Source organism: Sorangium sp. So ce128, from assembly GCF_051525245.1.
Classification (GTDB): domain Bacteria; phylum Myxococcota_A; class Polyangia; order Polyangiales; family Polyangiaceae; genus Sorangium; species Sorangium cellulosum_B.
Genome location: NZ_CP150313.1, coordinates 8,627,009 through 8,651,964, shown reverse-complemented (window position 1 = coordinate 8,651,964; position 24,956 = coordinate 8,627,009). Strand labels below are relative to the sequence as shown.

General features: G+C 70.5%; 24 protein-coding genes. 8 read left to right on the top strand and 16 right to left on the bottom strand.

The annotated features are described in order from the left end of the window. On the top strand, positions 1-756 hold the full coding sequence (locus WME82_RS32850; RefSeq protein ID WP_438038519.1) for an SAM-dependent methyltransferase: 756 nt from the start codon (positions 1-3) through the stop codon (positions 754-756). Positions 757-1,028: 272 nt separating this feature from the next. Here WME82_RS32850 and WME82_RS32845 read toward each other — a convergent pair whose 3' ends face one another. Together WME82_RS32845 and WME82_RS32840 are read right to left on the bottom strand one after the other, a co-directional pair. Then, entirely contained in the window at positions 1,029-2,537 is a 1,509-nt protein-coding gene (locus WME82_RS32845) for a hypothetical protein (protein WP_438038518.1), read from the bottom strand. 2 nt (positions 2,538-2,539) lie between these two features. Further along, complete coding sequence (locus tag WME82_RS32840; RefSeq protein WP_438038517.1) at positions 2,540-4,741, bottom strand: SUMF1/EgtB/PvdO family nonheme iron enzyme; 2,202 nt, start codon at positions 4,739-4,741, stop codon at positions 2,540-2,542. Between the two features lie 495 nt (positions 4,742-5,236). Between WME82_RS32840 and WME82_RS32835 the strand changes: the two genes are divergently transcribed. Continuing rightward, positions 5,237-6,682, top strand: a complete 1,446-nt coding sequence (locus tag WME82_RS32835) for a porin (protein ID WP_438038516.1) — start codon at positions 5,237-5,239, stop codon at positions 6,680-6,682. Positions 6,683-6,872: 190 nt separating this feature from the next. Here the strand turns inward: WME82_RS32835 and WME82_RS32830 are convergent, their stop codons facing one another. Next, positions 6,873-9,080 (bottom strand): metallophosphoesterase, encoded by a 2,208-nt coding sequence (locus tag WME82_RS32830; RefSeq protein WP_438038515.1) that lies wholly within the window; start codon positions 9,078-9,080, stop codon positions 6,873-6,875. 256 nt (positions 9,081-9,336) lie between these two features. Between WME82_RS32830 and WME82_RS32825 the strand changes: the two genes are divergently transcribed. Both WME82_RS32825 and WME82_RS32820 read left to right on the top strand, forming a co-directional pair. Next, positions 9,337-10,236, top strand: coding sequence for a peptidyl-prolyl cis-trans isomerase (locus WME82_RS32825; RefSeq protein WP_438038514.1), 900 nt, complete (start codon positions 9,337-9,339; stop codon positions 10,234-10,236). Continuing rightward, positions 10,233-11,231, top strand: coding sequence for a HupE/UreJ family protein (locus tag WME82_RS32820; RefSeq protein ID WP_438038513.1), 999 nt, complete (start codon positions 10,233-10,235; stop codon positions 11,229-11,231). The genes WME82_RS32825 and WME82_RS32820 overlap by 4 nt, the downstream gene beginning before the upstream one ends. Before the next feature lie 4 nt (positions 11,232-11,235). Here WME82_RS32820 and WME82_RS32815 read toward each other — a convergent pair whose 3' ends face one another. Next, complete coding sequence (locus WME82_RS32815; protein WP_438038512.1) at positions 11,236-11,649, bottom strand: hypothetical protein; 414 nt, start codon at positions 11,647-11,649, stop codon at positions 11,236-11,238. Between WME82_RS32815 and WME82_RS32810 the strand changes: the two genes are divergently transcribed. Further along, positions 11,630-12,403: an SMP-30/gluconolactonase/LRE family protein gene (locus tag WME82_RS32810; protein ID WP_438038511.1), complete on the top strand. Its 774-nt coding sequence runs from the start codon at positions 11,630-11,632 to the stop codon at positions 12,401-12,403. The genes WME82_RS32815 and WME82_RS32810 overlap by 20 nt on opposite strands. A 93-nt stretch (positions 12,404-12,496) precedes the next feature. Here the strand turns inward: WME82_RS32810 and WME82_RS32805 are convergent, their stop codons facing one another. The 5 genes from WME82_RS32805 to WME82_RS32785 form a co-directional block, all read right to left on the bottom strand. Next, positions 12,497-13,447 (bottom strand): DUF1731 domain-containing protein, encoded by a 951-nt coding sequence (locus WME82_RS32805; protein WP_438038510.1) that lies wholly within the window; start codon positions 13,445-13,447, stop codon positions 12,497-12,499. Between the two features lie 181 nt (positions 13,448-13,628). Then, positions 13,629-14,390, bottom strand: coding sequence for a tRNA(His) guanylyltransferase Thg1 family protein (locus tag WME82_RS32800; protein ID WP_437851444.1), 762 nt, complete (start codon positions 14,388-14,390; stop codon positions 13,629-13,631). Beyond that, complete coding sequence (locus WME82_RS32795) at positions 14,380-14,856, bottom strand: AAA family ATPase (RefSeq protein WP_437740432.1); 477 nt, start codon at positions 14,854-14,856, stop codon at positions 14,380-14,382. The genes WME82_RS32800 and WME82_RS32795 overlap by 11 nt, the downstream gene beginning before the upstream one ends. Before the next feature lie 12 nt (positions 14,857-14,868). Further along, positions 14,869-15,372, bottom strand: coding sequence for an SRPBCC family protein (locus WME82_RS32790; RefSeq protein ID WP_438038509.1), 504 nt, complete (start codon positions 15,370-15,372; stop codon positions 14,869-14,871). Further along, positions 15,369-15,746, bottom strand: a complete 378-nt coding sequence (locus tag WME82_RS32785) for an ArsR/SmtB family transcription factor (protein WP_438044950.1) — start codon at positions 15,744-15,746, stop codon at positions 15,369-15,371. The genes WME82_RS32790 and WME82_RS32785 overlap by 4 nt, the downstream gene beginning before the upstream one ends. A 259-nt stretch (positions 15,747-16,005) precedes the next feature. Between WME82_RS32785 and WME82_RS32780 the strand changes: the two genes are divergently transcribed. From WME82_RS32780 to WME82_RS32770, 3 genes are all read left to right on the top strand, one after another. Beyond that, entirely contained in the window at positions 16,006-16,464 is a 459-nt protein-coding gene (locus WME82_RS32780) for a VOC family protein (RefSeq protein WP_437740429.1), read from the top strand. A 98-nt stretch (positions 16,465-16,562) separates the two neighbouring features. Further along, positions 16,563-17,282 carry a 16S rRNA (guanine(527)-N(7))-methyltransferase RsmG gene (gene rsmG, locus WME82_RS32775; protein WP_437851438.1) on the top strand — a complete coding sequence of 240 codons (720 nt, stop codon included), beginning with the start codon at positions 16,563-16,565 and terminating at the stop codon, positions 17,280-17,282. A gap of 161 nt (positions 17,283-17,443) precedes the next feature. After that, on the top strand, positions 17,444-18,619 hold the full coding sequence (locus WME82_RS32770; protein WP_438038508.1) for a small-conductance mechanosensitive channel: 1,176 nt from the start codon (positions 17,444-17,446) through the stop codon (positions 18,617-18,619). On the opposite strand, the gene WME82_RS32765 is transcribed toward WME82_RS32770, so the two are convergent. From WME82_RS32765 to WME82_RS32735, 7 genes are all read right to left on the bottom strand, one after another. Further along, complete coding sequence (locus tag WME82_RS32765) at positions 18,586-19,887, bottom strand: lactonase family protein (RefSeq protein ID WP_438038507.1); 1,302 nt, start codon at positions 19,885-19,887, stop codon at positions 18,586-18,588. The two genes, WME82_RS32770 and WME82_RS32765, sit on opposite strands and share 34 nt — an antisense overlap. 156 nt (positions 19,888-20,043) lie before the next feature. Continuing rightward, positions 20,044-20,724, bottom strand: a complete 681-nt coding sequence (locus tag WME82_RS32760) for an NrsF family protein (RefSeq protein WP_438038506.1) — start codon at positions 20,722-20,724, stop codon at positions 20,044-20,046. Beyond that, complete coding sequence (locus WME82_RS32755) at positions 20,714-21,355, bottom strand: RNA polymerase sigma factor (protein ID WP_437740424.1); 642 nt, start codon at positions 21,353-21,355, stop codon at positions 20,714-20,716. The genes WME82_RS32760 and WME82_RS32755 overlap by 11 nt, the downstream gene beginning before the upstream one ends. A gap of 38 nt (positions 21,356-21,393) precedes the next feature. Continuing rightward, the gene (locus tag WME82_RS32750; RefSeq protein ID WP_438038505.1) at positions 21,394-22,368 is read right to left on the bottom strand and encodes an HvfC/BufC N-terminal domain-containing protein; all 975 of its coding nucleotides are present in this window, start codon (positions 22,366-22,368) and stop codon (positions 21,394-21,396) included. Then, positions 22,365-23,246, bottom strand: coding sequence for a DUF692 domain-containing protein (locus tag WME82_RS32745; protein ID WP_438038504.1), 882 nt, complete (start codon positions 23,244-23,246; stop codon positions 22,365-22,367). The genes WME82_RS32750 and WME82_RS32745 overlap by 4 nt, the downstream gene beginning before the upstream one ends. 32 nt (positions 23,247-23,278) lie before the next feature. After that, positions 23,279-23,698: a hypothetical protein gene (locus WME82_RS32740; protein WP_437851422.1), complete on the bottom strand. Its 420-nt coding sequence runs from the start codon at positions 23,696-23,698 to the stop codon at positions 23,279-23,281. A 176-nt stretch (positions 23,699-23,874) separates the two neighbouring features. Beyond that, positions 23,875-24,714 carry a hypothetical protein gene (locus tag WME82_RS32735; RefSeq protein ID WP_438038503.1) on the bottom strand — a complete coding sequence of 280 codons (840 nt, stop codon included), beginning with the start codon at positions 24,712-24,714 and terminating at the stop codon, positions 23,875-23,877. Between the last annotated feature and the right edge of the window lie 242 nt (positions 24,715-24,956).

Below are 24,956 nucleotides of genomic sequence, written 5' to 3'. Positions count from 1 at the left end.
ATGGAGATTGACACGACCAAGCCGCACGTCGGTCGGGTGTACGACTACGTTCTCGGAGGACACCACAACTACGAGGTGGATCGCGTCGCTGCCACGGCGATCATGAAGCTCGTACCCACTTATCCGAAATATGCGAAGCTCAACCGCTGGTTCATCCAGCTCGTGGGGCAGCAATGGTCCGAGGCGGGTATCACGAACGTGCTTGATCTCGCCTCGGGGCTACCGACGCAGGGCCATCTCAACGACTACCTGCCTGATGCGCGCATCCTGTTTTCGGACGTCGACCCGGTCAGCGTGATCTACGGCGAGCAGATCTTGGCTGACAAGCCGAACATGCGCTACATCCAGGCCGATCTGCGAGACCCATCGCCGTTGCTCGCGGCGGCGGCGCAGTTCTTCGGCGCAGAACGCCGCATCGCGGTTGGCGGCATCGGCATCCTCTACATGATGGACGATGAGAGCTCGCGCGACATCCTGCGGAAGCTGCACGCGTTCTGTGCCCCTGGCAGCGTGCTGGCGCTCAGCTTCATCATGTCGCGCGGCGCCGCGGCGGCGGGCCAGCTGAGCAGCGCCGGCTCCCTCGCCGGGGTCAAGGTCTACCCGCGCACGCCCGAGGAGATCGCGGCGCTCGTGGCCCCATGGAAGGCGGATGAATGCCGGCCTCTGGCGGAGTGGCTCGGCATCGACGACTTCATTACCGAGGAGGAGTACGAGGTGAACCCGTTCGAGATGCGCGGCTTGATCGCGCATCACTGAAGGAAAGGCCGCTCCCCATCTCCCCATCAATTCGGTAGGCCCGAGGAGGGAGGTCCCGCTGTACGGCGCCTGGGGGATGGCCCGCTCCCCATCTCCCCATCAATTCGGTAGGCCCGAGGAGGGAGGTCCCGCTGTACGGCGCCTGGGGGATGGCCCGCTCCCCATCTCCCCATCAATTCGGTAGGCCCGAGGAGGGAGGTTCCGCCGCACGACGCCTGGGGGATGGGCCGATGTCTGAGCACGTGGCCTGAGCCTTGCCCAGCGGGCAAGGCTCAGGCCACGTGCGAGTTCGGCGGGGCCCCCAGGCGTCGTGCGGCGGAACCTCCCTCCTCGGGCCGGTCCTGCCGGTCTTGCCGGTCTTTCTCTCCAAGGATCGCCTTGGCCGCGCTAGCCCGAGCGGCCCCGCTCGCCACCGTCGCGTGGTCGACCACCCAGTGCGCGTCCAGCAGATCCAGGTAGTCGAGGTCCAGCTCCCCCCCCGACGGCAGCATGAACACCGCCGAGATGTGCGCGTGGCTCTGCACCGCCTGCACCATCTCCCGCGGGATGTAGAGCGCCGCGTGCGTGAAGAGGTGCACCACCGGCGTGCGCGGGTCGTGGTGCCGTGTCAGGTCGAGATCCGTCGCGAGCTCCGCGAACACGCGCGCCGGGTTCCTGCCCCGCTCCCCCTTGAACGACAAGAGGTGCGCCGTCGGCAGCTGCCCGTTCTTCGCCCGGTAGAGCTCGTACAGCCGCGCGTCGAAGAAGCGGAACGCCACGTCCTCGCCCTCCAGCAACAGCCGCTTGCCCGTCGCGATCGCCATCCCCCGGGCGAACGTCTGGCGATCGCCGCGCATCGACGCCGACGCGTCGATGAGCAGGTAGTGGATGCGCCGCTGCTCGTCCCGGCTCTGCTCGCGCGCGAAATACAGCACCTCGTTGTCCGCGATGCGGCGCGCCAGCTCCATGTCGTCCCACGCGAGCTCCGTCAGCACCATGCTGTCGATCGAGCCGCGCGTGCCCAGCCCCGAGTAGCCGTGCGCCGCCGTCGTGCCCGCGGCCGGGCGCGTCTTCGTCTCGAGCACGCTCGGCAGGATCTCCAGCGAGAAATTCACGATGTCGTTCGCCTCCGGCGACGAGAGCGCCGCGAGCAGATCGACCTGGGCGAGCGCCCCGGCCGACGCCTCCGAGCCCAGCATGCCGAACAGGCGCAGCGTCTCGATGTCGAGCGCGTCCGACATCGTGAGCACGTACAGCCGGGAGACGTCGAGCGCCTCCAGCGCCCGCTGCTCGAACTCGCGGCGCGCCGACAGGAACAGCCCGCGGAGCTGCGGCTCGATCCTCTCGAAGAGCGCCGCGTCCGCGGGCAGCATCGCGCGGTAGGCCGGCGGCGTGTGGGTCCGCGCCGCGACCGCGCCGAAGAGGCGCGACAGCACGACCGTGATCAGGTCGTCGCTCATCCGGAGCTGCGCCGCGCATCGCGCGGCCTCGCTCTCGGCGAGCTCCCGGAGCACCGCCCGGTACCCCTCCACGATGCGCTCCGCGTCCCGGAGCCGGCCCGCGAGCTCCCTCGGGTCGCAGCGCGGGCCGAGCTCCAGCTGCTCGCGCGGCGTCGAGAAGAGCAGGCCCGCGTCGTGCACCAGCGCGAAGGGCAGGACCACCCCGAGCCGCTCCAGGCTCTGGTGCCACCGGATCGCGCGCAGCGCGAGCGACGAGCTCAGCGGGCGCACCTGCGAGAACGCCAGCGTGCCGAGCGGGCCGGCGATGGAGGGGTTCGCGAGCTGCGACGTGGGGACCGGCACGGCTACAGGCGCGCGGCGCAGCGGAAGCCGATGCCCGGCGCGCTCGCCGTCGCGAGCTGGTGGTAGCGGAACGCCGGGTTGAGCCAGAGCGCGAAGCCGCCGTTGTAGGCGCCGCCCCGGATCGCCTTGCGATCGCCGGCCGGCGCCCCCTTCGGGTTCACCTGCTCCTCGTCCTTGTAGGTCTCGAACCAGTCCGCGGTCCACTCCCACACGTTGCCGACCACGTCGTCGGCCCCGAACCTCGTCTTGCCGTTCGGGAACGAGCCGACCGGCGACGTGCCGGAGAAGCCGTCGTCGGCCTCGTACATGCGCTCGCTCGGCGTGAGCCCGCGCGCCTTCTCCCACGCCGTGCACTCGGTGCCGCACGCGTTCATGAAGGTCTGGTCGCCGGGCTTGTCGCCCCAGGGGAACTTGCGCCCGTCGGAGCCGCGCGCCGCGTACTCCCACTCCGCCTCGGTCGGCAGGCGCTTGCCGTGGACCTCGCAGTAGGCGTTCGCGAGGCTCCACGGCAAGCAGTTGATCGGGTGCTTCGCGAGCTCGGGCTTGCCGAAGGTGCACTGCTCGGCGAGGGCCGTCAGCGTCTTCTGGTGCGCGGCGGCGGGCGCGCCGCTCGCGTTCGGGAAGTCGGGCGCGGCCGGGGGCCGCTTGCACTCTCCCTTGTCCGAGCACGCCTTGTAGTCGCCCGCGGTCACCTCGTGGACGTCGATGCAGAACGTGTCGATCGTCACCTTGTGCGCGGGCTGCCACAGCTTGAACTCCGGCTCGTCGGAGCCCATGAAGAACTTGCCGCCGGGGACGAGCACCATGCCTGCAGGGCACTCGGTCCGCCGCTCGGGGAGCGCGGCCGCCACGGCGGTGGCGCTCGCCGTCGGCGCCGCCGCGGTGGCGGACGCGGTGGCGACCGGCGCGCTCCGCGACGCGTCTTCCGCAGGCGGCGCGCCGCGCAGCAGGCTCCAGGTGATCGCGCCGCCGGCCGCGAGCGCGAGCGCGACGCCGCCGAAGAGCAGCGGGCCCTTCGATTTCGGCGCCGCCGCGTCGCTCGCGGCGCTCGAGCCGGCCACGGCGACCGGCTGCGACGTCAGCGCGGGCAGCGGCCCCGGGGCCGTGGAGGGCGCCGCCATCGTCGGCGCGGTCTGCGCCTGCAGCGAGATCCGCGGCGAGGACGGGAGCCGCGGCGAGGACGCGCGGGGCGACGGCGCGCCGGACGGGGGCGCGAGCGAGCTGCCGCCCGTCGAGAGCGCCCAGGCCGGGGCCTCGGGGAAGACCGCCCGGTGCAGCGCCGACCAGAAGCGGCCCATGGTGGGGAAGCGGTCCGCCGGCGCGACGGCGAGCGCCTTCGCGAAGACCGCCTCGACCTCGTCGCTGACCGTGAGGCCGAGCGTCCGCGGGGTCGGCCGGCGCGACGGATCGCGGCTCGCGACCGCGAGCTGGAGGTAGTCGTCGCCTTGCAGCGCCGGCGCTCCGCCGAGCATCACCTCGATCATGATGAGCGCCATCGCGAAGACGTCGGTCCAGGGCCCGGTCGCGCCGTGGGTGCGGCTGAACTGCTCGGGGGCGCCGTAGCTCGGCGTGAACGCGGTGATGTCCTTGCCCGTGTGGGCGAGCGCCGTCGCGGCCGCCGCGTGATCGGCCATCACCTTGGCGATGCCGAAATCGAGCACCTTCACGAACGTCGAGGCGTCGCGCGGCTGGCCGATGACGAACAGGTTCGCCGGCTTGATGTCGCGGTGCGCGATGTTCCGCGAGTGCACGAGATCGAGCGCGATCGCGGCCGACTCGAGCAGCGCCATCGTCGCGCGCAGGTCGCGCGGCGGCGCGCCCTCGCTCGTCTCGTCGAAGAGGGCCTGATCGAGCGGCCTGCCGTCGAGCCACTCGAGGACCATGTAGGGCAGCCACTGGCCGTCCGGCGCGTTGAACGTGCCGATGTCGCGGGCCTGGACGATCGCGGCCGAGCGGCTGGACAGCTCGGTCATGAGCTTGCCCTCCTGGATGAACGCCTGGAGCAGCTGCTCCCGCTGCTCGGCCGGCGCGCCCCCGAGGAGGGTGAAGCACTTGACGGCGACGGGCTGCTTCCAGATGACGTGCTCGGCCCTGTAGACGACGCTGAAGCCGCCTTCGCCCACGGCGTGATCGATCCTGTACTTGTCGGCGATCAGGCTGCCGGCGATGTTGAGCGGATCGCTGCGGTCCGGGTTCTGGCTCATGAGATCCCTACGCACCGCGGCGGGGCCCCGATCGGAGCGCCTCGCGCGTGCGTCGGGGCCATCTTAGTTGTCTCGCCGTCGGTTGGAACCCTTTCGCGCGATCCGGCGCCCTCGCCGATCCGGAGGCGCTGCCCGCTCCGGGCGTCCGATATGGCGGATGTTCCAAGGCCCGTTGGATGGTGAGCGAGCCCGCATTCAGGGATTCTTGTGGGCAGGATCCATCTCTTGACAGAGATCTTCATCCGTTATATTGGATGACACATTCGGTGGTTCCCTGCTGGCGTCGCTGCTGCCCAGCCGGGTGCTCCTGACGGCGGCCTCTCGCCTGCGCGTCGTGCGTGGCGCGCGGAGCGCAGGCCGGGGAGCGATGGTCCGCCGCCTGCGAGGGCGCGGTGCGCGTTCGCGCCGTCGGCTGGTGCCGGCCGTGCGCGCGGCGCGTCGTGCGCCGTGCGCCGTGCGTCGTCAGCAGCTGGTTTGATCCGAGGAACAACGCGCTTGAAATCGATCAACGGAAAGAAGTCGCACACGGTCCGCGCGGCAGCGGCGCTCTCGCTCGTCGCCGCCGCGCTCCCCTCCCTGGCGTCCGCTCAGCAGCCCGCGGCGCCGCCCCAGGCCCCGGCGCCGCCCCAGGCCCCGGCGCCGCTTCCGGCCCCGGCGCCGCAGGAGACCGGGGCGGCGGCCGGCGTCGAGCCGCTGAGCCGCCGGGTCGCGGAGCTCGAGCAGCAGCAGCGCGCGCTGATCGAGCGCCTCGAGGCCGAGCGCAAGGCGGCCGCCGAGGAGCGGGCCAGCGCGGCGAAGCAGCAGGCCGAGGCGGCGAAGGACAAGGGAAGCGGCGTCAAGGTGACGGCGGCTCCTGGAAAGGGCTTCACCGTCAAGACGGCGGACGACAAGTTCTCGTCCACGATCCGGGCCCGCGTGCAGCTCCGCGAGACCATCACGCACACGGGAGAGGACGACACGAACGAGATCAACGTGAAGACGGTGCGCCTCACGACGAGCGGCCATGTCCTCTCGCCCGATCTCAAGTACAACGCGCAGCTCGCCTTCGGCGGCAACGACTTCGAGAAGGACAGCCCCTCTCCCGTCTTCGACGCCTTCCTCGAGTACACCGGGATCCGCGATCTCAACGTGCGTGTCGGCCAGTTCTTCGTCCCGTTCGACCGGGCGCGGACCACGCGCGAGTTCACCCTCCAGCTGGTCGATCGCCAGATCGCCGTCCGCGAGTTCACGCTCGATCGCGACGTCGGGCTGATGCTCTCATCGCCCGATCTCTTCGGCCTGGGAGGCAAGCTGTCGTACAACCTCTTCGTGGGCGGCGGCGAGGGGCGCAATCGCTTCGGTGGCCAGAAGCACGGCCCGCTCGCGGTGGCGCGGCTCGCGGTCCGCCCGTTCGGCGCGTTCGACGACGACCAGGAGGGCGACCTCTCTCGCGAGGCGAAGCCCCGGCTCGCGGTGGGCGTCGCGGGCGGCTACAACCACCAGACCAACCGCCAGAACAGCACCTATGGCACGACGCTCGCGCACGGCGCGGCCGACTACCTGCACGGCGCGGCGGATCTCGTCTTCAAATATGCCGGCTTCTCGCTCTCGGCCGAGGCCGTGGTGCGCCACGCCGAGCGGGATTCCTTCGAGGGCGAGGTCGACGGCGCGCCCGTGCGGGAGTGGACCCGGTCGGGTTACGGCTACTTCGTCCAGTCGGGCTTCCTGCTGACCGAGCGGGTCGAGGTCGCCGCGCGCTGGGACCAGATCTTCGCGGAGCGCGGCACCGATCCGAAGCTCGTCGATCTCGTCGACGCGCAGGGCAAGCAGGTCGGCGGCGGGCTCAATGTTTACCTGAACGGATATGCGCTGAAGATCCAGGGCGATTATTTCTACATCTTCGGCAAGGAAGGCTCGGACGCGCGCCACGTCGGCCGGCTCCAGCTGGATGCGTCGTTCTGAAGGAGGAGGGCCGCGCTCGGGGAGCGCGCCCTCCAGATAGATGCGGCTAGGCTAGGGCTTTCTGCGAGCTGGTGGGAGCAAGCATCGAGATCGGCGCGATAGCGGCGCGCCTGTTCGCGGCCCGGCGAAGCGCGCTGCACGGCGGTGAAGTCGTCGGGGACCTCGCACTGCCAGGCCGCTGCGTCAAAGTTCAATAATTGAAATTGCGAACGAGGATGAGCGCCTTCTCATTCCCGTCCATGTCGTCCTCCCAGGCCACCACGAAGCGGCCCTGATCATCCATGGCAGTTACAGGCAACCGTTGCTGGCCGCTCGAGTCGCTGTTGATGGTGAAATCCGCCCGATGCTGCGCGCCGCCGGCGGTGAAGTCGCGCCCCAGGATCTGATACACGCCGTTGTCGTCCTGGTCGTCCTGCCAAGCCACCGCAAAAGCACCGTCGCCGCGCATCCCCACGCTAGGCGCAAGCTGTTGACCATCGGCCACGCTGTTCACGGCCATCACCCCGAACCGCTCCGCGCCGGTGATCGTGAACCCGCGCGCGTAGATCTGGTAGTAGCCGTTGTCGTCCTGATCGTCCTCCCAGGCCACCACGAAGTTCCCGTTGTTCGCCATGCCGATCGACGGCATGGTGTGCTGCCCCGCGGTGTTCGTATTGACCGCTGCCTGCGCGAAGCGGTTGCCGCCCGTGGCGGTGAAACCTCGGTGATAGATCTGGAAGTTGGCGTCGTCGTCCTGGTCGTCTTCCCAGGCGACGACGAAGTCACCATCCGAATCCATGGCGATGGCCGGATTGAACTGCTCACCCGCGGCGACGCTGTTGACGGTGAAGGTCGCGATGCGCTGAACGCCGGCCGCAGTGAAGCCGCGCGCCAAGATCTGATAGTACCCGTTCCCGTCCTGATCGTCTTCCCACGCGACGACGAAATTGCCGCTTCCGTCGCAGGCCACCGCGGGCCTCGACTGCTGACCGCCCGACACGGTGTTCACCGTAAGATCGTGGAAGCGCTCACTGCCATTGGCATTGAAGCCGCGCGCCAGGATCTGATAGGCGCCGTTCCCGTCCTGATCGTCTTCCCACACCACCACGAATCTCCCCGAGTCGTCGATGGCGACGTTCGGGTGCCTCTGCTGACCTGAATCCACGCTGTTCACGGCGATCTGCGAGAACCGTGCGTTGCCGTCCGGGTCGAAGCCGCGCGCATAGATCTGACCGACGCCGTTGTCGTCGTGGTCATCTTCCCAGACCACCACGAAGTCGCCGCTCGGCGCCGTCGCGATCTTGGGATCGAAGTGCTTGCCCGTCAGCTGCGCGTTGGCCATGCGATCCTTGAACAAGATATCGTTGGCTGTGTAAGCGTACGCGGGCAACGCAGACTGCATGTCGTAGCTGATGGCGTAGTTCTGTTGATTGTGCTTGGTCGCAGTCGGGCTGGACGCTTTGTTGTAGTTCAGGTACAGCGTCGCCTGGCAGTTCGCGAAGATCGCGCAGTTGCCGTCCTCGACGCTCAGCGTCTCCACCGTGATCTGATTCTGCGCCGGCTCGAACGTGAGGACGCGCAGCCAGCCGTTGCCCAGCGCATGGCCGTTGCCCAGGACCGGCTCACTCTGAAAGTCATTCAGGATCTCGTGCACGATGTTGCCGTTGTTGCCGGTGCGGCGGCGATACGACACCCCCTGGATGTGTCCGCTCACGGACATGAACACGTTGCTGTGGCGCTGGATCAGCTCTTCCCAGAGGTCCACGCCGTCGCGGCCCTCGAGGTTGTAACCGTCGGCGCAGCCGCTCGCGTGCTCAGCGTTGTTGTTCATGTGGCAGTGCGTGGCCACGATGACGCGGCGGTCCGGGTGGTTCGCGATGACCTGATTCGCCCACGTCACGACGTCCTTGCGCGGTGCGAACTCGAGGCTCACCACCATGAACTTGAGCCCGCCGGCCTCGAAGTACGTGTAGTTGTTGATGTTCGATGCGTCGTAAGCACCGCCGTAGAACGACGCGCCCTCGTAGCGCGGCTGGCCGAAGTAATCGGAGTACAGCGAGTCGCGCTTGTAGGCTTGGTTGCTCGGGTAGATGTCATGGTTGCCGATCGTCATGCTGTACGGCACGCCGGCGTTGTCCAGCAGCGTGTGCGCGGCGCTCGCCACGTCGTACTCGATCGCGGTGTCGTGATTGGTGATGTCGCCGAGGTGCACCGCGAACTTGATGTTGCGCGCGGCGCGGTTGTCGACGAGCCACTGCATCTGGTGTTCGTAGACTTCGTACGAGGAGAACTCGCTGTAGTTTTGGGTGTCGGGGATCAACACGACCGAAAAGGCGGCTTGCGCGCTCGCGGAGCGTGTCGCTACACACCACAACGCGAAGGCGGCTACAGTGAGCATCAAACGGTAGGTTTTTGTCATGTACGGGTGCTCCCCTGGCCAAGACGGACGAGCCTGGCTCTGTTCGCTGCCGCACTTGTATGCGGTGCAGGTTGCAACTCCGTGCGGCTCCAGTTACCTCTCGTTGCCGCTCGGCATACGCTGCGCGGCGAGGTCTCGTCGTCCACCGTCAAGTCGCGACGCCGTCGCGCTGGTGAAACAGAGACGCCACGGAGCACGGGTAGCCTCCGCCGGGCTCGCCAGTCCGTGAGCCGGAACCGCTGCACTCTCGAGAGCCATGACGCGAACCGCCGCCCCTGGAGCCGCCGACCCGACCGCGTTCGAGGGGGCATCGGGCCGCACGGCCAAAGATGCCAAGACCCTCGTCGCTTTGTCGCGGCGCATCGCTTCCGAGCCCTTCGTTCACTTCACGCTGCTCGGGGCGCTCGTGTTCGCCGGACATCTCCTGGTGACCCGCGCGTCCGACGTGCCCACGCTCGACGTGTCGGCGTCCAAGCAGCGAGAGCTCGTCAAGCTGTTCGAGCAACGCCAGGGCAGGGCCCCGAACGACACGGAGCGCGAGCAGCTGATCCGACGCTACGTCGAAGATGAAGCGCTGTTTCGCGAGGGCCTGCGCCTGTCCCTCGTGCACACGGACCCGATGCTGCGTGCGCAGGTCATCGCCCGCGTGCGCGGCATGCTGCAAGCCGAGCTCAGCCAGAAGCCGCCCACGGACATCGAGCTACAAACCTACCATGAAGCGCATCTCTCGGACTACGCCGTCCCTGAGACCATCAGCTATCGCGAGTACCTGATTCGCGGCGGGCCGGACGCCGACGGCGACGCGCGGCGGCTCTTGTCGTTGTTGGAACGACAAGAGCCGGCCGACGGGCCGGGGCTGCCCATTCCGACCGACTATTCGCAACGCTCCGAAGCTCAGCTGGCCTCATTGTACGGCCCCGAGCTCGCACACGAGCTCTGGATTCTGCCGAGCGGCAGCTGGCGAGAGCTGCGGTCCAGTCGCGGAGTTCACATCGTGCGCGTCGCTGAGCGCACCGCGGCGTCGGAGCCCTCGTTCGAGACCATCCGCGAGCAGGTGAGCGCGGACTATCGCAAGGATCGGACTGCACGCGCGTTTCAAGCGGAGCTCAGCCGCATCACATCGCAGTGGCGCGTCCAGATCGCGGAGCGGCCATGACGAGCGGGAAGTGGCTGCGTGCGGCGGCGGTGCTGTGGATCACCCTGTGTTCCCTGTGCGCAGGGGCTGCGCACGCCCACACGCTCTCGCTGAGCGTGCTGGCGCTCGACGAGCGCTCCCCGGGCGAGTTCATCGCCAGCTGGGAGCGCACGCAGGGCATCCAGGACGTCAGCGCGGCGTACGACTTGCTCAAGCCCGTGTTCCCTGAGCACTGCCGGTTCGAGGCGCCGCGCCTCGATTGCGGCGCGCGCGGGCTGTCAGGTCGCGTCGGGTTCGACGGCTTGGGCGATCTCTCTACCTCCGGCATGATCAAGATCCGGCGGGTAGATGGCGGTGAACAGATACTGAGCCTGACTGCCGCGCAGCCGCACGTCCGAGTGTCAGAGTCCAGGCTCGATACCAGGGCGTTGCGCGGGGTGTCCAACTTCATCTGGATCGGGATTACGCACATCTGGCTCGGCCTGGATCACTTGCTGTTCGTGGTAGGGCTGCTCTGGCTGCTGGACTCGTGGCGCGTGCTGATCAAGACCGTCACAGCGTTCACGGTCGCGCATAGCTTGACGCTGGGAGCGGCGACCTTCGGGCTGCACGGCCTGCCTGCCGCCCCCGTCGAAGCCGTCATCGCGCTCAGCATCGCGTTCGTCGCCGTGGAGATAGCTGGCGAGGCACGCACGAAGCGGCCGAGCTTGACGCGAAAGCGGCCCTGGTTCGTGGCGTTCTCGTTCGGCCTCTTGCACGGCTTTGGTTTCGCCAATGCGCTCGCTGAGCTGCAGCTCACCAACGCGGATCGCCCGATCGCGCTGCTCTGCTTCAACGTCGGCGTGGAGATCGGGCAGCTGGTGTTCATCGCAGGCTTGTTGGCGCTCCGCGGGGCGTTGCGTAGGCTCGGGCGCGCGTCGGGCGTCCGCCTCGCGACCGCCGGTTACTACGCGATGGGCACGCTGGCGATGTACTGGTTCTTTGAGCGGATCGCCGCTTTCGTACCCGACGTCTGACCGTCTAGCTGTAGCGGCTGAGCGCGGCGCGCGCCGCAGCACGGTCCTCCTCGGAAGGCCACGCGGCGGCCAGCTTGCGTTCGACCTCCGGCTCCAGAACCAGAGCTCTCGGCATTGTGGTAGATTCGCCGCCCGGAGGTCTTCTCGTGGCACGATCCCGCGACATTTTCGTGTCCATCGCCGCTGCGGCCGCGATGTTTTCCTGCGGGGGGGAGACCCCGCCGCCCGCGCTGGCGCCGGCGGCTTCCGCTTCCACCGCGCCCGTCGCGACGAACAGCGTCGAGCCCCCGCCTGCGGCTCCGGCTGCTCCCGCGGCGTCCACGGCGGCGCCCGAGCCGCCCAGGCTCGCGGCGCCGAGCCCTGTCGCCAGGTACACCGGCTTCGCCAAGCCGGAGAGCGTGCTGTACGACGCGGACAACGACCGCTACCTCGTCTCGAACATCAACGGCAATCCGGACGACAAGGACAACAACGGCTTCATCTCTGTCCTCTCACCCGACGGCCAGGTGACGAACCTGAAGTGGATCGAGGGCGGCAAGGCCAAGGTCAAGCTCGACGCGCCGACAGGATCGGCGATCGCGAAAGGCGTGCTCTACGTCGCCGACCTCACGACCGTCCGGATGTTCGACCTCAAGACCGGGGCGCCGAAGGGGGAGATCGCCATCCCCGGTACGACGTTGCTGAACGACGTCGCGGCGGCTCCGGACGGCAAGGTCTACGTGTCCGACTCCGGCTTCACGATCGGCGCGACCGGCAACCTCGAGGCCACGTCGAGCGACGCCATGTACGTCATCGAGAAGGGCAAGGCCAAGGCGCTGGTGAAGACCACCGATCTGCGCATGCCGAACGGCATCGCATGGTCCGACAAGGGGCTCGTGGTCTGCTCGAGCGGCGCTCCCGAGGTCTTCCGCCTCGACGAGAAGGGCGCCAGGCAGGACGCGACCACCACGGCGCCCGGCGGCCGCCTCGACGGCCTGATCTCCCTCGGGGACTCGCTCCTCGTGACCAGCCACGAAGCGTCGGCGGTGCTTCGCGGGAAGCTCGGCGGAACCTTCGAGGTCGCGATTCCCGAGCAGAAGACGCCCGCGGACATCGGTTACGACACGAAGCGTGGACGCGTCCTCGTGCCCCATGTGATGGTGGACACGGTCGACGCCTACGAGCTGAGGTAGTCTGCGGACGAAAGACCCTTCGCGATGGAGAAAGACCTCCTCGAGGCGACGATGGAATGCTGACGCCCCACGGGCGTCGAGCTGTTCACCTCCTCAGCTCTCGGCGCGCCATCGCGCCACGAGGTCGCGCGCCGCCGACGACCACTCGGTGAAGGCGAACGTGAAGCCGGCCTCGCGCAGGCGTCCGGGGACGACGCGCCGGCTCTTCAGCACGAGCTCGGTGTCCGTGCGCATCACGAGCGCGCCGACCTCCAGCATCCATTTCGTCGCGGGCAACCCGAAGCCGATCCCCCAGGCCTCGCGCAGCGCGCGCATGAAATCGCCGTAGGGGAGCGGCCCCGGCGAGGCGAGGTTGACCGGCCCGGAGATGTCGTCCCGCTCGATCAAGAACCTCGTCGCTCGCATGAAGTCGCGATCGTGGATCCACGACACGAACTGCTGCCCTCCGCCGGCCGGACCGCCAAGGCCCCGCCGGGTGAGCCCGAGCAGCACGTCGAAGATGCCGCCGCGATCAGGGCTCATCACCATGGAAGCGCGGATCGCGATCTTGCGCGTGTGCGGCGTCCTGGCCTCGTCCAGCGCCTGCTCCCACGCTCGGGCGATCTCGACGCTGTTGCGCCAGTACGAGGGGACGTCCGGCTCGTCGCCGCCGAGGAGCCCGGTCGCCTCGTCGTTGGGCGCGTCGTGGCGGTGCGCGTAGATCGTGGCCGTGCTCATCTGCAGCCATACGCGCGGCGGTCGCGCGGCGGCGGCGATCGCCTCGCCGACGGCGCGCGTCGAGTCCACACGAGAGCTCCTCATCGCGAGGAGGTTCTCGTCCGTGTAACGGCAGTTCACGCTGCGGCCAGCGAGGTTGAACACCACGTCGGCGCCGTCGAGCTCGCTCGCCCAGGGGCCGAGCGTGCGTCCATCCCACGGCACGACCCGCCCCGCGGGCACGCTCGCGCTGCGGCAAAGGACGATCACCTCATGTCCGTCGGCCGCGAAGGCGCGCGCAAGGATCTGACCTACCTGTCCGCTCCCGCCCGGAAGGATGATCTTCATGCCGCGAGCCTACCTCGGGCCGCCGCGAATGCACAGCCCGGCACGACCACGAGAGCTCGCCGCGCCAGCGCCTGGCGAGGGCGCGCCAATCCCGGGCGCGCTGCCGGAGCGACCGCGCCCGGGAGCGCATGGTGGCCTGTTCGTCCAGCCCCTCAGGCGGCGACGCGCGGGCGGGCGCTCGTCATGCTTCGGCCTGCTCCTTGAGGAATTGACGCACGAACTTCCCGTAAGCCTCTTTCATGGGCAGATCGTCGTCGACGCGAAGCCTGCGACGGGTGGCCGGGACGCTCTCTCCGGTCCTGGGGTTCTTTCCTACCTTGGCTATCGTCTCCCAATAAACGCCCGACCCCCGGCGCTGCCACGCGGGCACGTCGTTGAAGTTGATCCCACGAGAGAAGAGCAGCTCGTTCTTTCCAGCGACGGAGAGGCCGAGCATCGCATGGGTGGCTTCCTTGACGCTCTTGCCCTCTTTTCGAAGGGTCCAATAGCACCAATTGTTGAGAGCGGATCGCGTCGCGTCCGCCTGCCGCCAGCGAAAGTAGTCGACCACGTCTCCGCGCCGGGCGCCGAGCCACAGGCGCGCGTCGAACTCCACCGGCGCGCTGAGCGAGAGCGAGAGGCTGGCGGTGGCAGAGCTGGCGGCGATGGAGACCAGCTTCTCTACCTGGCGATCGAAGACGTTGGTCTCGTGGGGGAGCAGGATGGAGATCTCGTCGCTTTGCGTATGGGCGTAAGAGCCGTGGAGAGAGGTGAGCACGGCCTTCGCGGCGTCCGTCATCTTGTGATGGAACCCCGTGTCGAATGGTTTCTCGCAGGTGCGCTCCGTCAGCCGCGAAAACGATCGGCCGTCCACCCGAATGACGATGTACGCGCCCTGCAGCGCGCGCAGCTCGTGAAAGCACTCGCCCAGTCGCATCTTCGCATCCATCTCGTCACTCTTCATTCGACTGCTCCTGCCAGACCTCCTGCGTGAAACCATCGTTCGTCATCGTCACGTAGTAGAGCTCGTCGAAGCCTTCGCTCGGATGCGGGCGTCGAAGCCTCTTCGCCACGTCCAGCACCCCCACGTCGGGGACGCGCGCCCGCCCCTCGCGCAGCGCGTTGCGGGCGATCGAGTCTGCCACGCGCGACGAGAAATAATACCCCACGACGCGCGCTCCATGGGCGCGGGCGATGGTGATGAGGGGCGCCCGTTCGGCCGGGGAAGGGTTGGTGTTGTCGACGACGACAGAGAGCCCTCGCGAGAGGGCCTCGGTCACCAGGCGGGCCTGGCGCACGTCGCGCTTCTTCGCGTTGGGAAAATTGTCCTTGCTGACATGCACGTGCGTCCCGGAGAAGTGGGTCCGGAAGAACGTGGTCTTGCCCGATGCCGGCAGGCCAACGAAGAGGATCACTGCCGGCGAGCCCATCGATTGGCGACCTCAGCGGGGCGTGCGCGCGTCGCCGAGGTAATAGTCGCGCTGCGCCGGATAGTAGTCGGCGAAGCTGGGCAGCGGCTCGCCGAGCCTGGAGGCGACGAGCATGTCGAGGTAATACTCCCAGCCCGGCCCGACATCGCCGGCGAGCGCTGGATCGGCGAGGCGCTGGATGAAGGTGAGCTCGGTGATCTCACCCTTCGCCGCGAGCGACAGCTCGAGCCGCCACGCGCCGTGATCGTCCTTGGCCGAGAGCGCGAGGCGATGCGGCGGCTCGCATGTATCGATCGACATATCGCACCACGGTGCCCCCTGCTCGAACGCCATCTGAAGGCGCACCGTCTTGCCGGGCCCCGCTTCGCCCTCCCACGGGCCGATCCAGCGCGCCGTGCTCTCGGAGGCGGTGACGCTCTGCCAGACATCCTCGATGGGGGCGCGAAAGCTGCGCGTGATGATGAGATCGGCGCCTGTCGCCGTGCTCCGGACGCGGCCTGTGGGTCGGGGGCTCATGCGGTCTCCTTCCTTCGTTTCGCTTCGTTGCGGGACGGGTGGGCGGTCGCCATGCGCCGCTCCCGCCCGACGCGGTGCACCTCGGTCTCGAGGGCGTCGAACCGGCGGTGCCACGGGCTCGCCGCGTGCAACTCGCGCAGGAACGCCTCGAGCTCGGCGAGCGCACCGAGCTCGAGGCGGTACTCGCGCTCGCGACCGCACTGGACGTCGCGCACCAGGCCCGCCTCGCGCAGCACGCGCAGGTGCCGGCTGACCGCCGGGCGGCTGACCGGAAACGCGCCGGCGATGGCGCCCGCCGTGGCGGTGCGATCGCGCAGCATTCGCAGGATCTCCCGCCGGATCGGATCCGCCAGCGCCTGGGCAACAGCGTCCATCGGCATGATATGTAACGGATGTGTTACGCGTTCGTCAAGCCGCACGGCCGAGCGCGCAGGTGAATTTCTTCCAATACGCGGTCGGCGCGATGCTCCAGGATGAGCGCCAACCCGGATCGCCGAGGCGACGGGCGCCAGGAGAGGCTCGCCTTCCTCCTGGCGCACGGGCGCGCGAGGCGCGCCGCTCGACCGTCAAGGCAACTCCCGCCGTTCCCCCGGGAAAGGCCATGATCCGATACGAGCACGAAGGAGCGCGACGATGACGAAGAGCAAGATCCACCCCGTCCCGGATGGTCAGACGTGCTTCCCCTACCTGAGCGCGCGGAGCGCCGCGGAAGCCATCGAGTTCTACAAGCGCGCGTTCGGCGCGCGCGAGGACTCGCGCATCCCGATGCCCGACGGGCGGATCGGCCACGCCGAGCTGTCCATCGGCCGAGCCCGGTTCTTCCTGTCGGACGAGTATCCCGAGCTCGGCGCCATCAGCCCCGAGACGCTGGGAGGCAGCAGCCCGGCCGTCGTCGTCTACGTGGAGGACGTGGACGCGCTCGTCGCGCAGGCCGCGGCGGCAGGCGCGACCATCGATCGCCCGCCGCAGGACAAGCCGTTCGGAGACCGGACGGCCTGGCTCCGCGATCCGTTCGGCCATCGCTGGTCCTTCGCGAGCCGGATCGAGGACGTCTCTCCCGAAGAGCTGCAGAGGCGCCTCTCGGCGATGTAGCGAGCCGTCACAAGGGCGGCCCCGGAGCGGGCGGGGAGGGCGAGCGCGAGAATTGCGGCGCTTCACGAGGGGGAGCTTGCTAGGGTGTGCGGACGTCCATGCTCCCTGACGAACGCGCTCCTCTCCCGCTGCCGGCTCCCGCTCCGCTCACGCCTCCGGAGGGCTTCGCGGAGCGCCTCGCGGCGATCGGTGTCCCCCTCGACGCCGGGGTGATCGCCAAGCTCGGCGATTACCTCGCGCGCCTGCTCGCGATGAACGAGCTGATGAACCTCACCTCGATCACGGATCCGGTCGAGGTCTGGGAGAAACACGTCCTCGATTCGCTCACGCTCGTGCCGCTTCTGGAGGAGCTGAGCGCGGGGGCGCGCCTCGCCGACATCGGCTCGGGCGGGGGCCTCCCCGGCCTTCCGCTCGCCATCGCTCGGCCCGATCTGAAGGTGACTCTGGTGGAGGCGACGCAGAAGAAGGCTTCGTTCCTCGTCGCGGTGGCCGCGGGCCTCGGGCTCACCAACGTGTCGGTGCGCGCCGAGCGCGCCGAGCAGCTCGGCAAGGGCGATCTCCGCGGCGCGTTCGACGCGGTGACGGCGCGCGCGGTGGGGCGCCTGGTCATGCTGATCCCCCTGACGGTGCCCTTCGTGCGGCCCAACGGGCTCGTGCTGCTGGTGAAGGGCCAGCGCGCCGAGGAGGAGCTCGCCGAGGCGAGCTGGGTCCTCGGGCGACAGCGGGCCACCTTCGTGAAGACCGTGGGGACGCCGACGGGGAAGATCGTGATGCTGCGGAAGTCGGGGGAGGAGCCGAAGCGCCATCTCGGGCGGTGATCCCCGGCGGTGTTCGGTTCTCGCCGGGTCGGCGCGAGCGCACGCCTGTCGGGCTCAATGGCTGAGGGATTACGCCGGTTCGGCGCTTGTGATACACATCGTGACTGACGATGCGTGCGAAGGTCAGCAAGCTTCCGCTCGTCCTCGGCCTGCTCGCCTTGGTGGCGACGCCGCTCGCCACCCGCCTGCTGGTCCACGGCGACATGCCCGACACGTGGGGCGTGTTCCCACCGCCGAAGAGCCCGGATGTACCGGGCTTCAGCTGGTTCGTGTTCGGCCTCGGCGTCGCCCTGGCGCTGCTGACCCTCGGCTTCTTGTGGGCGCCGCAGCGGTTCGGGTTCGCCGCGCCGGCGGCGACCCGGCCCGCGGGCGTCCGGCCGGTCCCGTTCCCGCCGTGGTGCGTGCCGGGCGCGCTGCTGGCGGTGGCCTCGTGGGCGCTGATGTGGGGCAAGCCGCTGGAGGCGGCGGCGCTGGTGCCGTTCAGCTTCGTGCCGCAGTGGTGGGGCTTCATCCTCGCGCTCGACGGCGTTGTCTATCGCCGCACCGGTGGGGTCTCGCTGGTATCGCGGCGGCCGGCGGCGGTGCTGGCGATCGCGGCGACCTCGTGCGTGTCCTGGTACTTCTTCGAGTACCTCAATTACTTCACGCGCTCGAACTGGTATTACCCCAACGACGCGATCTTCTCGCGGTGCGGCTACCTGGCGTGGTTCGGCCTGGCCTTCACCACGGTGTTGCCGTCGACCTTCGTGGTCTATCAATTGCTGACGACGATCGCGCCGCTGCGGGCTCGCTTCGAGCGTGGGCCGCAGATCGCGCTGTCGCGCGCGGCGGTCCGGCGGTTGTTGTGGATCGGCCTCTTGTCGCTGGCCGCGCTGGTGCTGTGGCCCGCGCCGCTGTTCCCGCTGCTGTGGTTGAGCCCGCTGCTGGTGCTGACCGCGGCGGTGTCGCTCGCGGGCGCGTGGACGCCGTTCTCGGCGATCCGCAGCGGCAACTGGGCGCCGGTGGTGTTGATGGGCCTGGCGTGCGCGCTCAACTACCTGGTCGGCGAGATGTGGAACTTCTACAGCACGCCACAGAACCCCAACTTCTGGAAGTACGACGTGCCCTACGTGAACGTGCTGCACGTGTTCGAGATGCCGTTGCTCGGGTACTTCGGCTATCTGCCGTTCGGCATGCTGTGCTGGGTGTGGTGGATCCACCACGCGCATCTGTGCGGCGTCGATCCGGCGATCGACGTCGTCGCAGGGGCCGGGCCGACGCTCGCTCGTCCCCCAGCGCCAGGGCCCGAGAGAGGGCGCCCCGCTCAGCGGTCCGGCAAGGCCACGATCCCGACATAGGTGGGCTCGGGGACCTCGGTGACGCGGCCTGTCGGCTCGAGGGCGCCCGTCGCCTCGTCCACGCGAAACGCGACGATGTTCCCCGAATCCTGGTTCGCGACGAGCATCAGCTTGCCTGTCGGCGAGATCTGGAAATGGCGCGGCGTCATGCCCTGCGTCGAGGCATGGCCGGCGGGCGTGAGCGTGCCCCGCTCGGGATCGACGGCGAAGATGGCGATGCTGTCGTGGCCGCGGTTCGACCCGTACACGAACTTGCCCGACGGGGAGACCTGGACCTCGGCGCCGTTGTTTCCCTCGGCGCTCGCGCCGTCCGGCAACGTCGACACCGTCGCCACGGCGGAGAGCGTCCCGCGCGACGGATCGTAGCTCAAGGTGGTGATCGAGTCTTCGTACTCGTTGATCAGGTACGCGAACCGGCCATTCGGGTGAAACTCGAGGTGCCGAGGCGTCCCGGCCGTGGGCAACGAGAGGCTTCGCGGGTCGTTCGGATCCATCTGGCCCGTGTCCGCGTCGAAGGTGTACTGCGCTATCGAGTTGACCCCGAGGTTGCTGACGAACGCGAACCGGTTCGCCGGGTCGGTCACGGCCTGGTGCGACCTCGCCCGGCGCCCGTAGGACTCCTCGTCGACCGCCTGGCCGAGCGCGCCGTCCTGGCCCACGGGGAGCACCGCCGCCGTCCCGCCGCCGTAGTTGGCGACGAGGACGAAGCGCCCGGAGCGATCCGTGGACAGGTGGGCGGGGCCCGCGCCCTTCGAAGAAGCCCTGTTGATGAGCTCGAGCGTCCCGCCCTGAGGATCGATCCGGAACGCGCTGACGGCGCCGGACAGCTCCCCGTCCACCTCGTTCAGCTCGTTCGCCGCGAAGAGGCGCTGGTGCGCGGGGTCGACGGCGAGGAAGGTCGGGTTCATCTCGGCGTCGAGCGGGCCCTGCACGGCCGAGAGCGCGCCGTCGGAGTCGTCCAGGCGGAAGACGAAGAGCCCCTCGTGACCACCGACATAGACCGCGAACGCGCGTTCGGCCTGCGAGCCGCCGCCGCCCGCGCCGTTGCCGCCCGCGCCGCCGCCGCCGCCCGCGCCGTTGCCGCCCGCGCCCCCGCCGCTCGTGCTGCTGGCGCTCGTGCTGCCGACGCTCGCGGCGTCGCCCTGGCTCGCGCCCTCACCGCCGCCGGCGGTCACGCCCGTCGTGGCGCCGTTGTTCGCGGCTCCGGCGCCGGAGCTGCCGCATCCGAGCCATAGTCCCGCCGCCAGAAAGAGGAGCGCGCGCCGCATCGACCTGGTTTCTCCTGCCTCCTGCGTTAGTCCTGGCCAGCGCCGCGGCGCAAGCGCCACGGCACGATCCTCTTCGCGGCGCGCGCCGGCAGGTCCGCGGCGGTCGCGCCGCCTCGCAGTGATGGCCGGGGAGGATGCGCGACGCCGCGCGGCGCCTCAGGCTCGCCCGCGCAGCGCCCCGGCGGCGGCGCCGAGGAGCGCGCCGGCCGCGATGGGCACGCCGTGGGCGAAGGCGACGTGGACGACCTCGTCGAGCGAGCAGTGCGCGTGGATGCCGAGCGCCGCCCCGAGCCCGCACAGGGCCCCGATCGCGGCGCCCCGCCACGCCGGGGCCGAGAGGAACGAGCGGCGCAGCACGAGCGCCGCCAGCGCGAACGGCACGAGCGCCATGCTGAGCGCGACCGCGCTGCACTCGAGGTGCACGATCAGGGGCGCCAGCACGTCGTCCACACGCGACGTGACGACCGCCGCGGCCAGGAACCCGACCGCCACCGCGGCGACGAGCACCTGGAGCGCCCGCACGCCGGCCGGCAGGCCCCGGGCGCGCGGCAAGAGCGCGAGCAGCAGGCCGAGGCCGGAGAGCGCCGCCAAGAGGACGAGCGGGAGGGCGACCCGGGGCGACCCGAGGTCGTCGCGGAAGCCCTCCCACCACGTCAGGAGCAGGATCCACGCGAGCCCCGCAAGGATCGCGCCCACGACGCGGCGCTCGCGCGCCGGGCGCGTCGGCGACGGCTCGGCCGGCGCCTCGACCTGGGCCGGCGGCGGGCCGGCGGCGAGGTGGGCCGCGGGATCGGGGATGTCCTTCAGCTCGCTCAGCAAGTCGCGATCAGTCGACATTGGCACCTCCCCGGACGCGCCCCTGGCTCTTGCCCCGGCGGCGCTCTTCCGCGCCTCCTGGTTCCGCCTCGGGCCGCCGCTTGAGATCATCGAGCGCCGCCCGCAGCGCCTCGTAGGCGCGGAACGCGCGGAGCTTCACCGCGCTCGCGGTCGTCCCCAGGACGGCCGCGGCGTCCTGTACGCTGAGCCCCTCGTACCGGATCAGGATGAACGCCTCGCGCTGCGAGGCCGGCAGGCCCGCCAGCGTCCGCTCCACCGCCCGCGCCGTCTCGGAGGCGATCGCGACCGCCTCGGCGTCCGCGCCGCGCGCGTCCGGCGGCTCCGCGCCCGGATCGCTCGGGAGGCGCTCGGTGCCGCGGTGCTTCTGGGCGCGCGCGTGATCCAGGTAGACGTTGCGCGCGATGGCGTAGGCCCACGGCGCGACGGCGCCGCCGCGGGCGAAGCTCGATCGGGCGCGGTGCATCCGCAGGAACGTCTCCTGCGTCAGGTCGCCCGCGAGCGTCTCCGAGCCGCTCATGCGGGTGAGGTACGCGAGGAGGCGCGCCGCGAGCGCGCGGTGCAGCTCCGGAAACGCGCGCGCGTCGCCGCACGCGTACCGGTCCATCGCTTCGTTCAGGGCGAGCTCATCCATGGCGGTCCTGACGGCATACACCGTCTGCGCCCCGGCGATCATCGCGACGGCCCGAGGAGCGCCCCGCGCTCGGCGAGGTCGCTCAGCAGGGCCGCGGTGCTCTCCAGCACCGGCCCGTCGACCGGGTATCCCAGCGCGGCGCAGCCCGCGACCACGGCCTCCCCGAGCGCGGCGCCCGCGAGGAGGCGGCCCAGGATCTCGGCCGCGAGCGGCGTGAGCTCGAGGAAGCGCACGTCGTGCGCGGCGTCGCGGTACACGAGCAGGCGGGTGGGCTCGCGGGCCGGCACGTCGCGCGCCGACGCGTCGCCCTGCAGCCTGTGGACCGCGTGCTCGTAGCGCACGAGCGCCGCGGCCCGCTGGAAGCGCGCCCCCCGGTCGAGCGACAGCGCTTCGCCCAGGGGCCCCGGCGCCTCGTTGCCCGGCGGTCCCGGCGCCTCGTTGCCCGGTGTCGCTGGTGCCTCGTCGCCGAGCGGCCCTGACGCCCCGCCCGCGCCGGCCTCCTCGTCCTGCTCGGCGCACGCCGCCGCGAAGGCGGCCAGCTCGTGGCGCGCGAGATCCGCGAGGTACGCGGGGACCTCCGGATCCCCGGCCCAGCGCGGCGCGGCGAACCCCACGAACTCGAACGCGATGTCGCGGAGGTAGCGCGACCGGGGCGGCTCCGCTTCGATGAAGCGCTCCACGTCCGCCTCGAACCGCGCGCCGAGCCGCGCCGCGGTCCGCGGGATCCCGGCGCGGATCGCGCCCGTCAGCCCGCGGCGGATGAGGCTCCGGTAGAGCAGCAGCCGCTTCGGCGGGAGCGCCGCCATCGCCTCGAGGTCCGGCCCCTCGAGCCCGGCGCGGGCGAGCCACGCGCGCGGATCGGCCGCGATCGCCTCGCCGTCCGGCGCGGTCACGCTCCGCTGGAGCGCCCGCGCCAGCGCCGCGAGCTCCGGCGGCGGCGTGTTCGACGTCTCGCGTGTCTCGCACGTCTCGCGCGTCTCGCCCGCCTCGCCCACCCCGCGCGCCCCGCTCACGCTCGCGCCTCCCGCGCGGCGAGCCCGCGCCGGTACGCCGCGTCGACCTCGGCGAGCTCGGCGAGCAACGCGCCGAGCGGCGGCACGTCGTTGTCCCGCTCGATCACGACCGGCACCGGCCCGGTCCGCGCGACCGCGCGGGCGAGCAGGTCGAGCACCGGGGCGATCGCCGGCGCGCCGTGCGTGTCGACGAGGACCTCCGCGTCGTCGCGCCACGCGTGCCCCGCGACGTGCATCGCGGCCACGCGCTCGGGAGGGATCTTCTCCAGGAACGCGACCGGGTCGAAGCCGTGGTTCCGGGCGTTGACGTAGACGTTGTTCACGTCGAGCAGGAGCCGGCAGCCGGCGCGCTCGAGCACCTCGACGAGGAAGTCGGCCTCGTCGAGCGAGGCGCGGCCCGGGACCAGGTAGTAGGTGATGTTCTCGATCGCCATCGGGCGCTCGAGCCGCTCCTCCGCCTCGCGGATGCGGGCCGCGGCGTGGGCGGCGGCCGCGGACGTGTGCGGGAGCGGCAGGAGGTCGTGGAGGAACGCGCCGTCGACCCCGGAGAAGCAGAGGTGGTCGCTGTGGAAGGGGGGATCGAGCCGCGCCAGGAACCCCCCGAGCGCGCGCAGGTAGCCGGCGTCGAGCGGATCGAGCCCGCCGACGGACAGGGTGAGCCCGTGCGTCAGGATCGGGCGGTGCTCCCGGACGCGCTCGATCGCGGCGGGGAAGTAGCCGCCGCGCCGCATGTAGTTCTCGGGGGAGAGCTCGAAGAAGGGGACGGGCAGCGCCGCGTCGCGCGCGACGTGATCGGGCGCGTCGAGCGCCGCGAGCACCTCGTCGAGGAACTCCCATCGGAGCCCGAGGCCGACGCCGGTGAGCGCGCTGCCGGTCATGGGGGTACGGGGAAGGGCGCGGGAGGCCGCGATCAGCCGCAGGTGCCCTGGCCGCAGCCCGCGTGGCCGGGCTTCTTCGCGGCGGCGCCCGTCTTCTTGGCGGCGGGCTTCGCCGGGGCGCCGGTGGGCGGCGTGGGCGGCGCGGCCGTGGCCGCCGGGGTGGCCGTGGGGGCGACCTTCGGCGAGGTCGCGGCGGACTGCGCGTCGCTCGGCGGCGCGGGCTCGGCCGGGGCGGCGGGGACGTTCGCGCCCGCGGCGGCGTCGCCGGTGGCGGTCTCGGCCGGCGCGGGCGCGGGCGCCGGCGCGGGCTCGGCCGGGGCGGCGGGGGCGGCCTGCTCTGCGGGGACCTCGCTCGCGTTGACCGGCGCCTGCGCGCCGGCGCAGCCGCTCATCACCATGGCGCCGGCGCTCAGCGCGGCGAGGGTCTCGTAAATGCTCTTCTTCGACAGCATCGTGTGGCTCCTCTGGTTCTCGTCTCGACGGGCCTGCGCCCGCCGTTGTCGTCTCGACGGGCCTGCGCCCTCCGGCGGGCGAGGCGTGATCCGGCTTCCGGCGGCTTCCGGACCGCCGTGTCATCTCAGAGCCGCTGCGTCGCCGCAACGGCCCACTTTCGGGCGGCGCGCCGCGCTCACCGCGCGCCGCCGTCCGCTGCCGCCGCCGGCGCCGTGGGGGCCGCGCCGGCGGTCGCGGTCAGCTCGAGCGTCACCATCGCCTCCTTGGCGACCTTGGGCGAGAGCACCTCGAGCGTCTTCTGGGCGAGCTTGCCGAACGCCTCCCGCGGGCGGACGTCGTGCTCGGCGAGCCCCACCGGGAACGGCTTCGCCGTCTTCACGGTGACGCTCGCGGGCCTTTCGCCCTCGTACCTGAACGTGGCGATGAGCTCCACGGTCCTCGGGGACTGCCGCTGGTGCAGCAGCAGGTCGCCCGACGCCGTGACGGTCACCGTCCGCTCCGCGCCGGACAGCTTCGAGAGGTCCTTCTCGCCGGAGGTCGAGATCGACCGGATCGCGAACTGGGCCTTCTCGTTCTTCGCGCGGACGTCGTCGGGCGTGTCCTTCGAGATCTCGAGCCAGGTGCGCGCGTGCTGGTTCTGCAGGTCGCTCTTCTTCTCCTCACCGGGCTTGCCGTCGTCGCCCACGGCGGTCTGGAAGAGCTCGATCGTGGAGAGGTCGACCGTGATGAGGCCCGTCGTCCTCGTGATGTCGGCGGGGTCGACCTGGAGCGTCCCCGCGGCGGCGCCCGCGATCCGCCCGCGGATCTTCTCCTGCGGCGCATCCATCACGAGCTCGACCTTGCTGCCCGCGCGGTCGATCGCGAAGGTCGCCGCGGCGGGCGCCTTCGGCTCCGGCGCCTTGAGCTCGGTCGCGGCGGGCGCGAGGCTCGGCTGCTCCCCCTGGCACGCGGCCGCGCCCAGGCCGGCGGCCGCGAGCGCGAGGAGGAGCAAGGTCCTTGTCCGGATCGTCTTCACGCTCGCCTCCTGGATCCCTCGGGTTGTTGCGCGCCCGCGCACGAGGGCGCGCGGCGGTCTCCACTTGAACAGGAAGGCCGGCGCCCGGAAAGGGAGATCGGGGTCATCGCCATTGCTCGCCCGCCCGCTCTGCGCCTCGGTTCCATGAATTCCATGTCCGGGATACGTGCGAGCGGCGCCGCGGTTTCGGTGGCGCCGCGGTTTCGGCGGCGCCCGGCTGCGCGGCGCAAGGTGGAGCCCGC

What these genes read in the sequence shown, in the direction of transcription:
- WME82_RS32850 (WP_438038519.1), top strand. Translation starts at nt 1, where the DNA reads ATGGAGATTGACACGACCAAGCCGCACGTCGGTCGGGTGTACGACTAC.
- WME82_RS32840 (WP_438038517.1), bottom strand. Translation starts at nt 4,741, where the DNA reads ATGAGCCAGAACCCGGACCGCAGCGATCCGCTCAACATCGCCGGCAGC.
- WME82_RS32830 (WP_438038515.1), bottom strand. Translation starts at nt 9,080, where the DNA reads ATGACAAAAACCTACCGTTTGATGCTCACTGTAGCCGCCTTCGCGTTG.
- WME82_RS32825 (WP_438038514.1), top strand. Translation starts at nt 9,337, where the DNA reads ATGACGCGAACCGCCGCCCCTGGAGCCGCCGACCCGACCGCGTTCGAG.
- WME82_RS32820 (WP_438038513.1), top strand. Translation starts at nt 10,233, where the DNA reads ATGACGAGCGGGAAGTGGCTGCGTGCGGCGGCGGTGCTGTGGATCACC.
- WME82_RS32805 (WP_438038510.1), bottom strand. Translation starts at nt 13,447, where the DNA reads ATGAAGATCATCCTTCCGGGCGGGAGCGGACAGGTAGGTCAGATCCTT.
- WME82_RS32800 (WP_437851444.1), bottom strand. Translation starts at nt 14,390, where the DNA reads ATGAAGAGTGACGAGATGGATGCGAAGATGCGACTGGGCGAGTGCTTT.
- WME82_RS32795 (WP_437740432.1), bottom strand. Translation starts at nt 14,856, where the DNA reads ATGGGCTCGCCGGCAGTGATCCTCTTCGTTGGCCTGCCGGCATCGGGC.
- WME82_RS32790 (WP_438038509.1), bottom strand. Translation starts at nt 15,372, where the DNA reads ATGAGCCCCCGACCCACAGGCCGCGTCCGGAGCACGGCGACAGGCGCC.
- WME82_RS32785 (WP_438044950.1), bottom strand. Translation starts at nt 15,746, where the DNA reads ATGGACGCTGTTGCCCAGGCGCTGGCGGATCCGATCCGGCGGGAGATC.
- WME82_RS32780 (WP_437740429.1), top strand. Translation starts at nt 16,006, where the DNA reads ATGACGAAGAGCAAGATCCACCCCGTCCCGGATGGTCAGACGTGCTTC.
- rsmG (WP_437851438.1), top strand. Translation starts at nt 16,563, where the DNA reads ATGCTCCCTGACGAACGCGCTCCTCTCCCGCTGCCGGCTCCCGCTCCG.
- WME82_RS32765 (WP_438038507.1), bottom strand. Translation starts at nt 19,887, where the DNA reads ATGCGGCGCGCGCTCCTCTTTCTGGCGGCGGGACTATGGCTCGGATGC.
- WME82_RS32760 (WP_438038506.1), bottom strand. Translation starts at nt 20,724, where the DNA reads ATGTCGACTGATCGCGACTTGCTGAGCGAGCTGAAGGACATCCCCGAT.
- WME82_RS32755 (WP_437740424.1), bottom strand. Translation starts at nt 21,355, where the DNA reads ATGGATGAGCTCGCCCTGAACGAAGCGATGGACCGGTACGCGTGCGGC.
- WME82_RS32745 (WP_438038504.1), bottom strand. Translation starts at nt 23,246, where the DNA reads ATGACCGGCAGCGCGCTCACCGGCGTCGGCCTCGGGCTCCGATGGGAG.
- WME82_RS32740 (WP_437851422.1), bottom strand. Translation starts at nt 23,698, where the DNA reads ATGCTGTCGAAGAAGAGCATTTACGAGACCCTCGCCGCGCTGAGCGCC.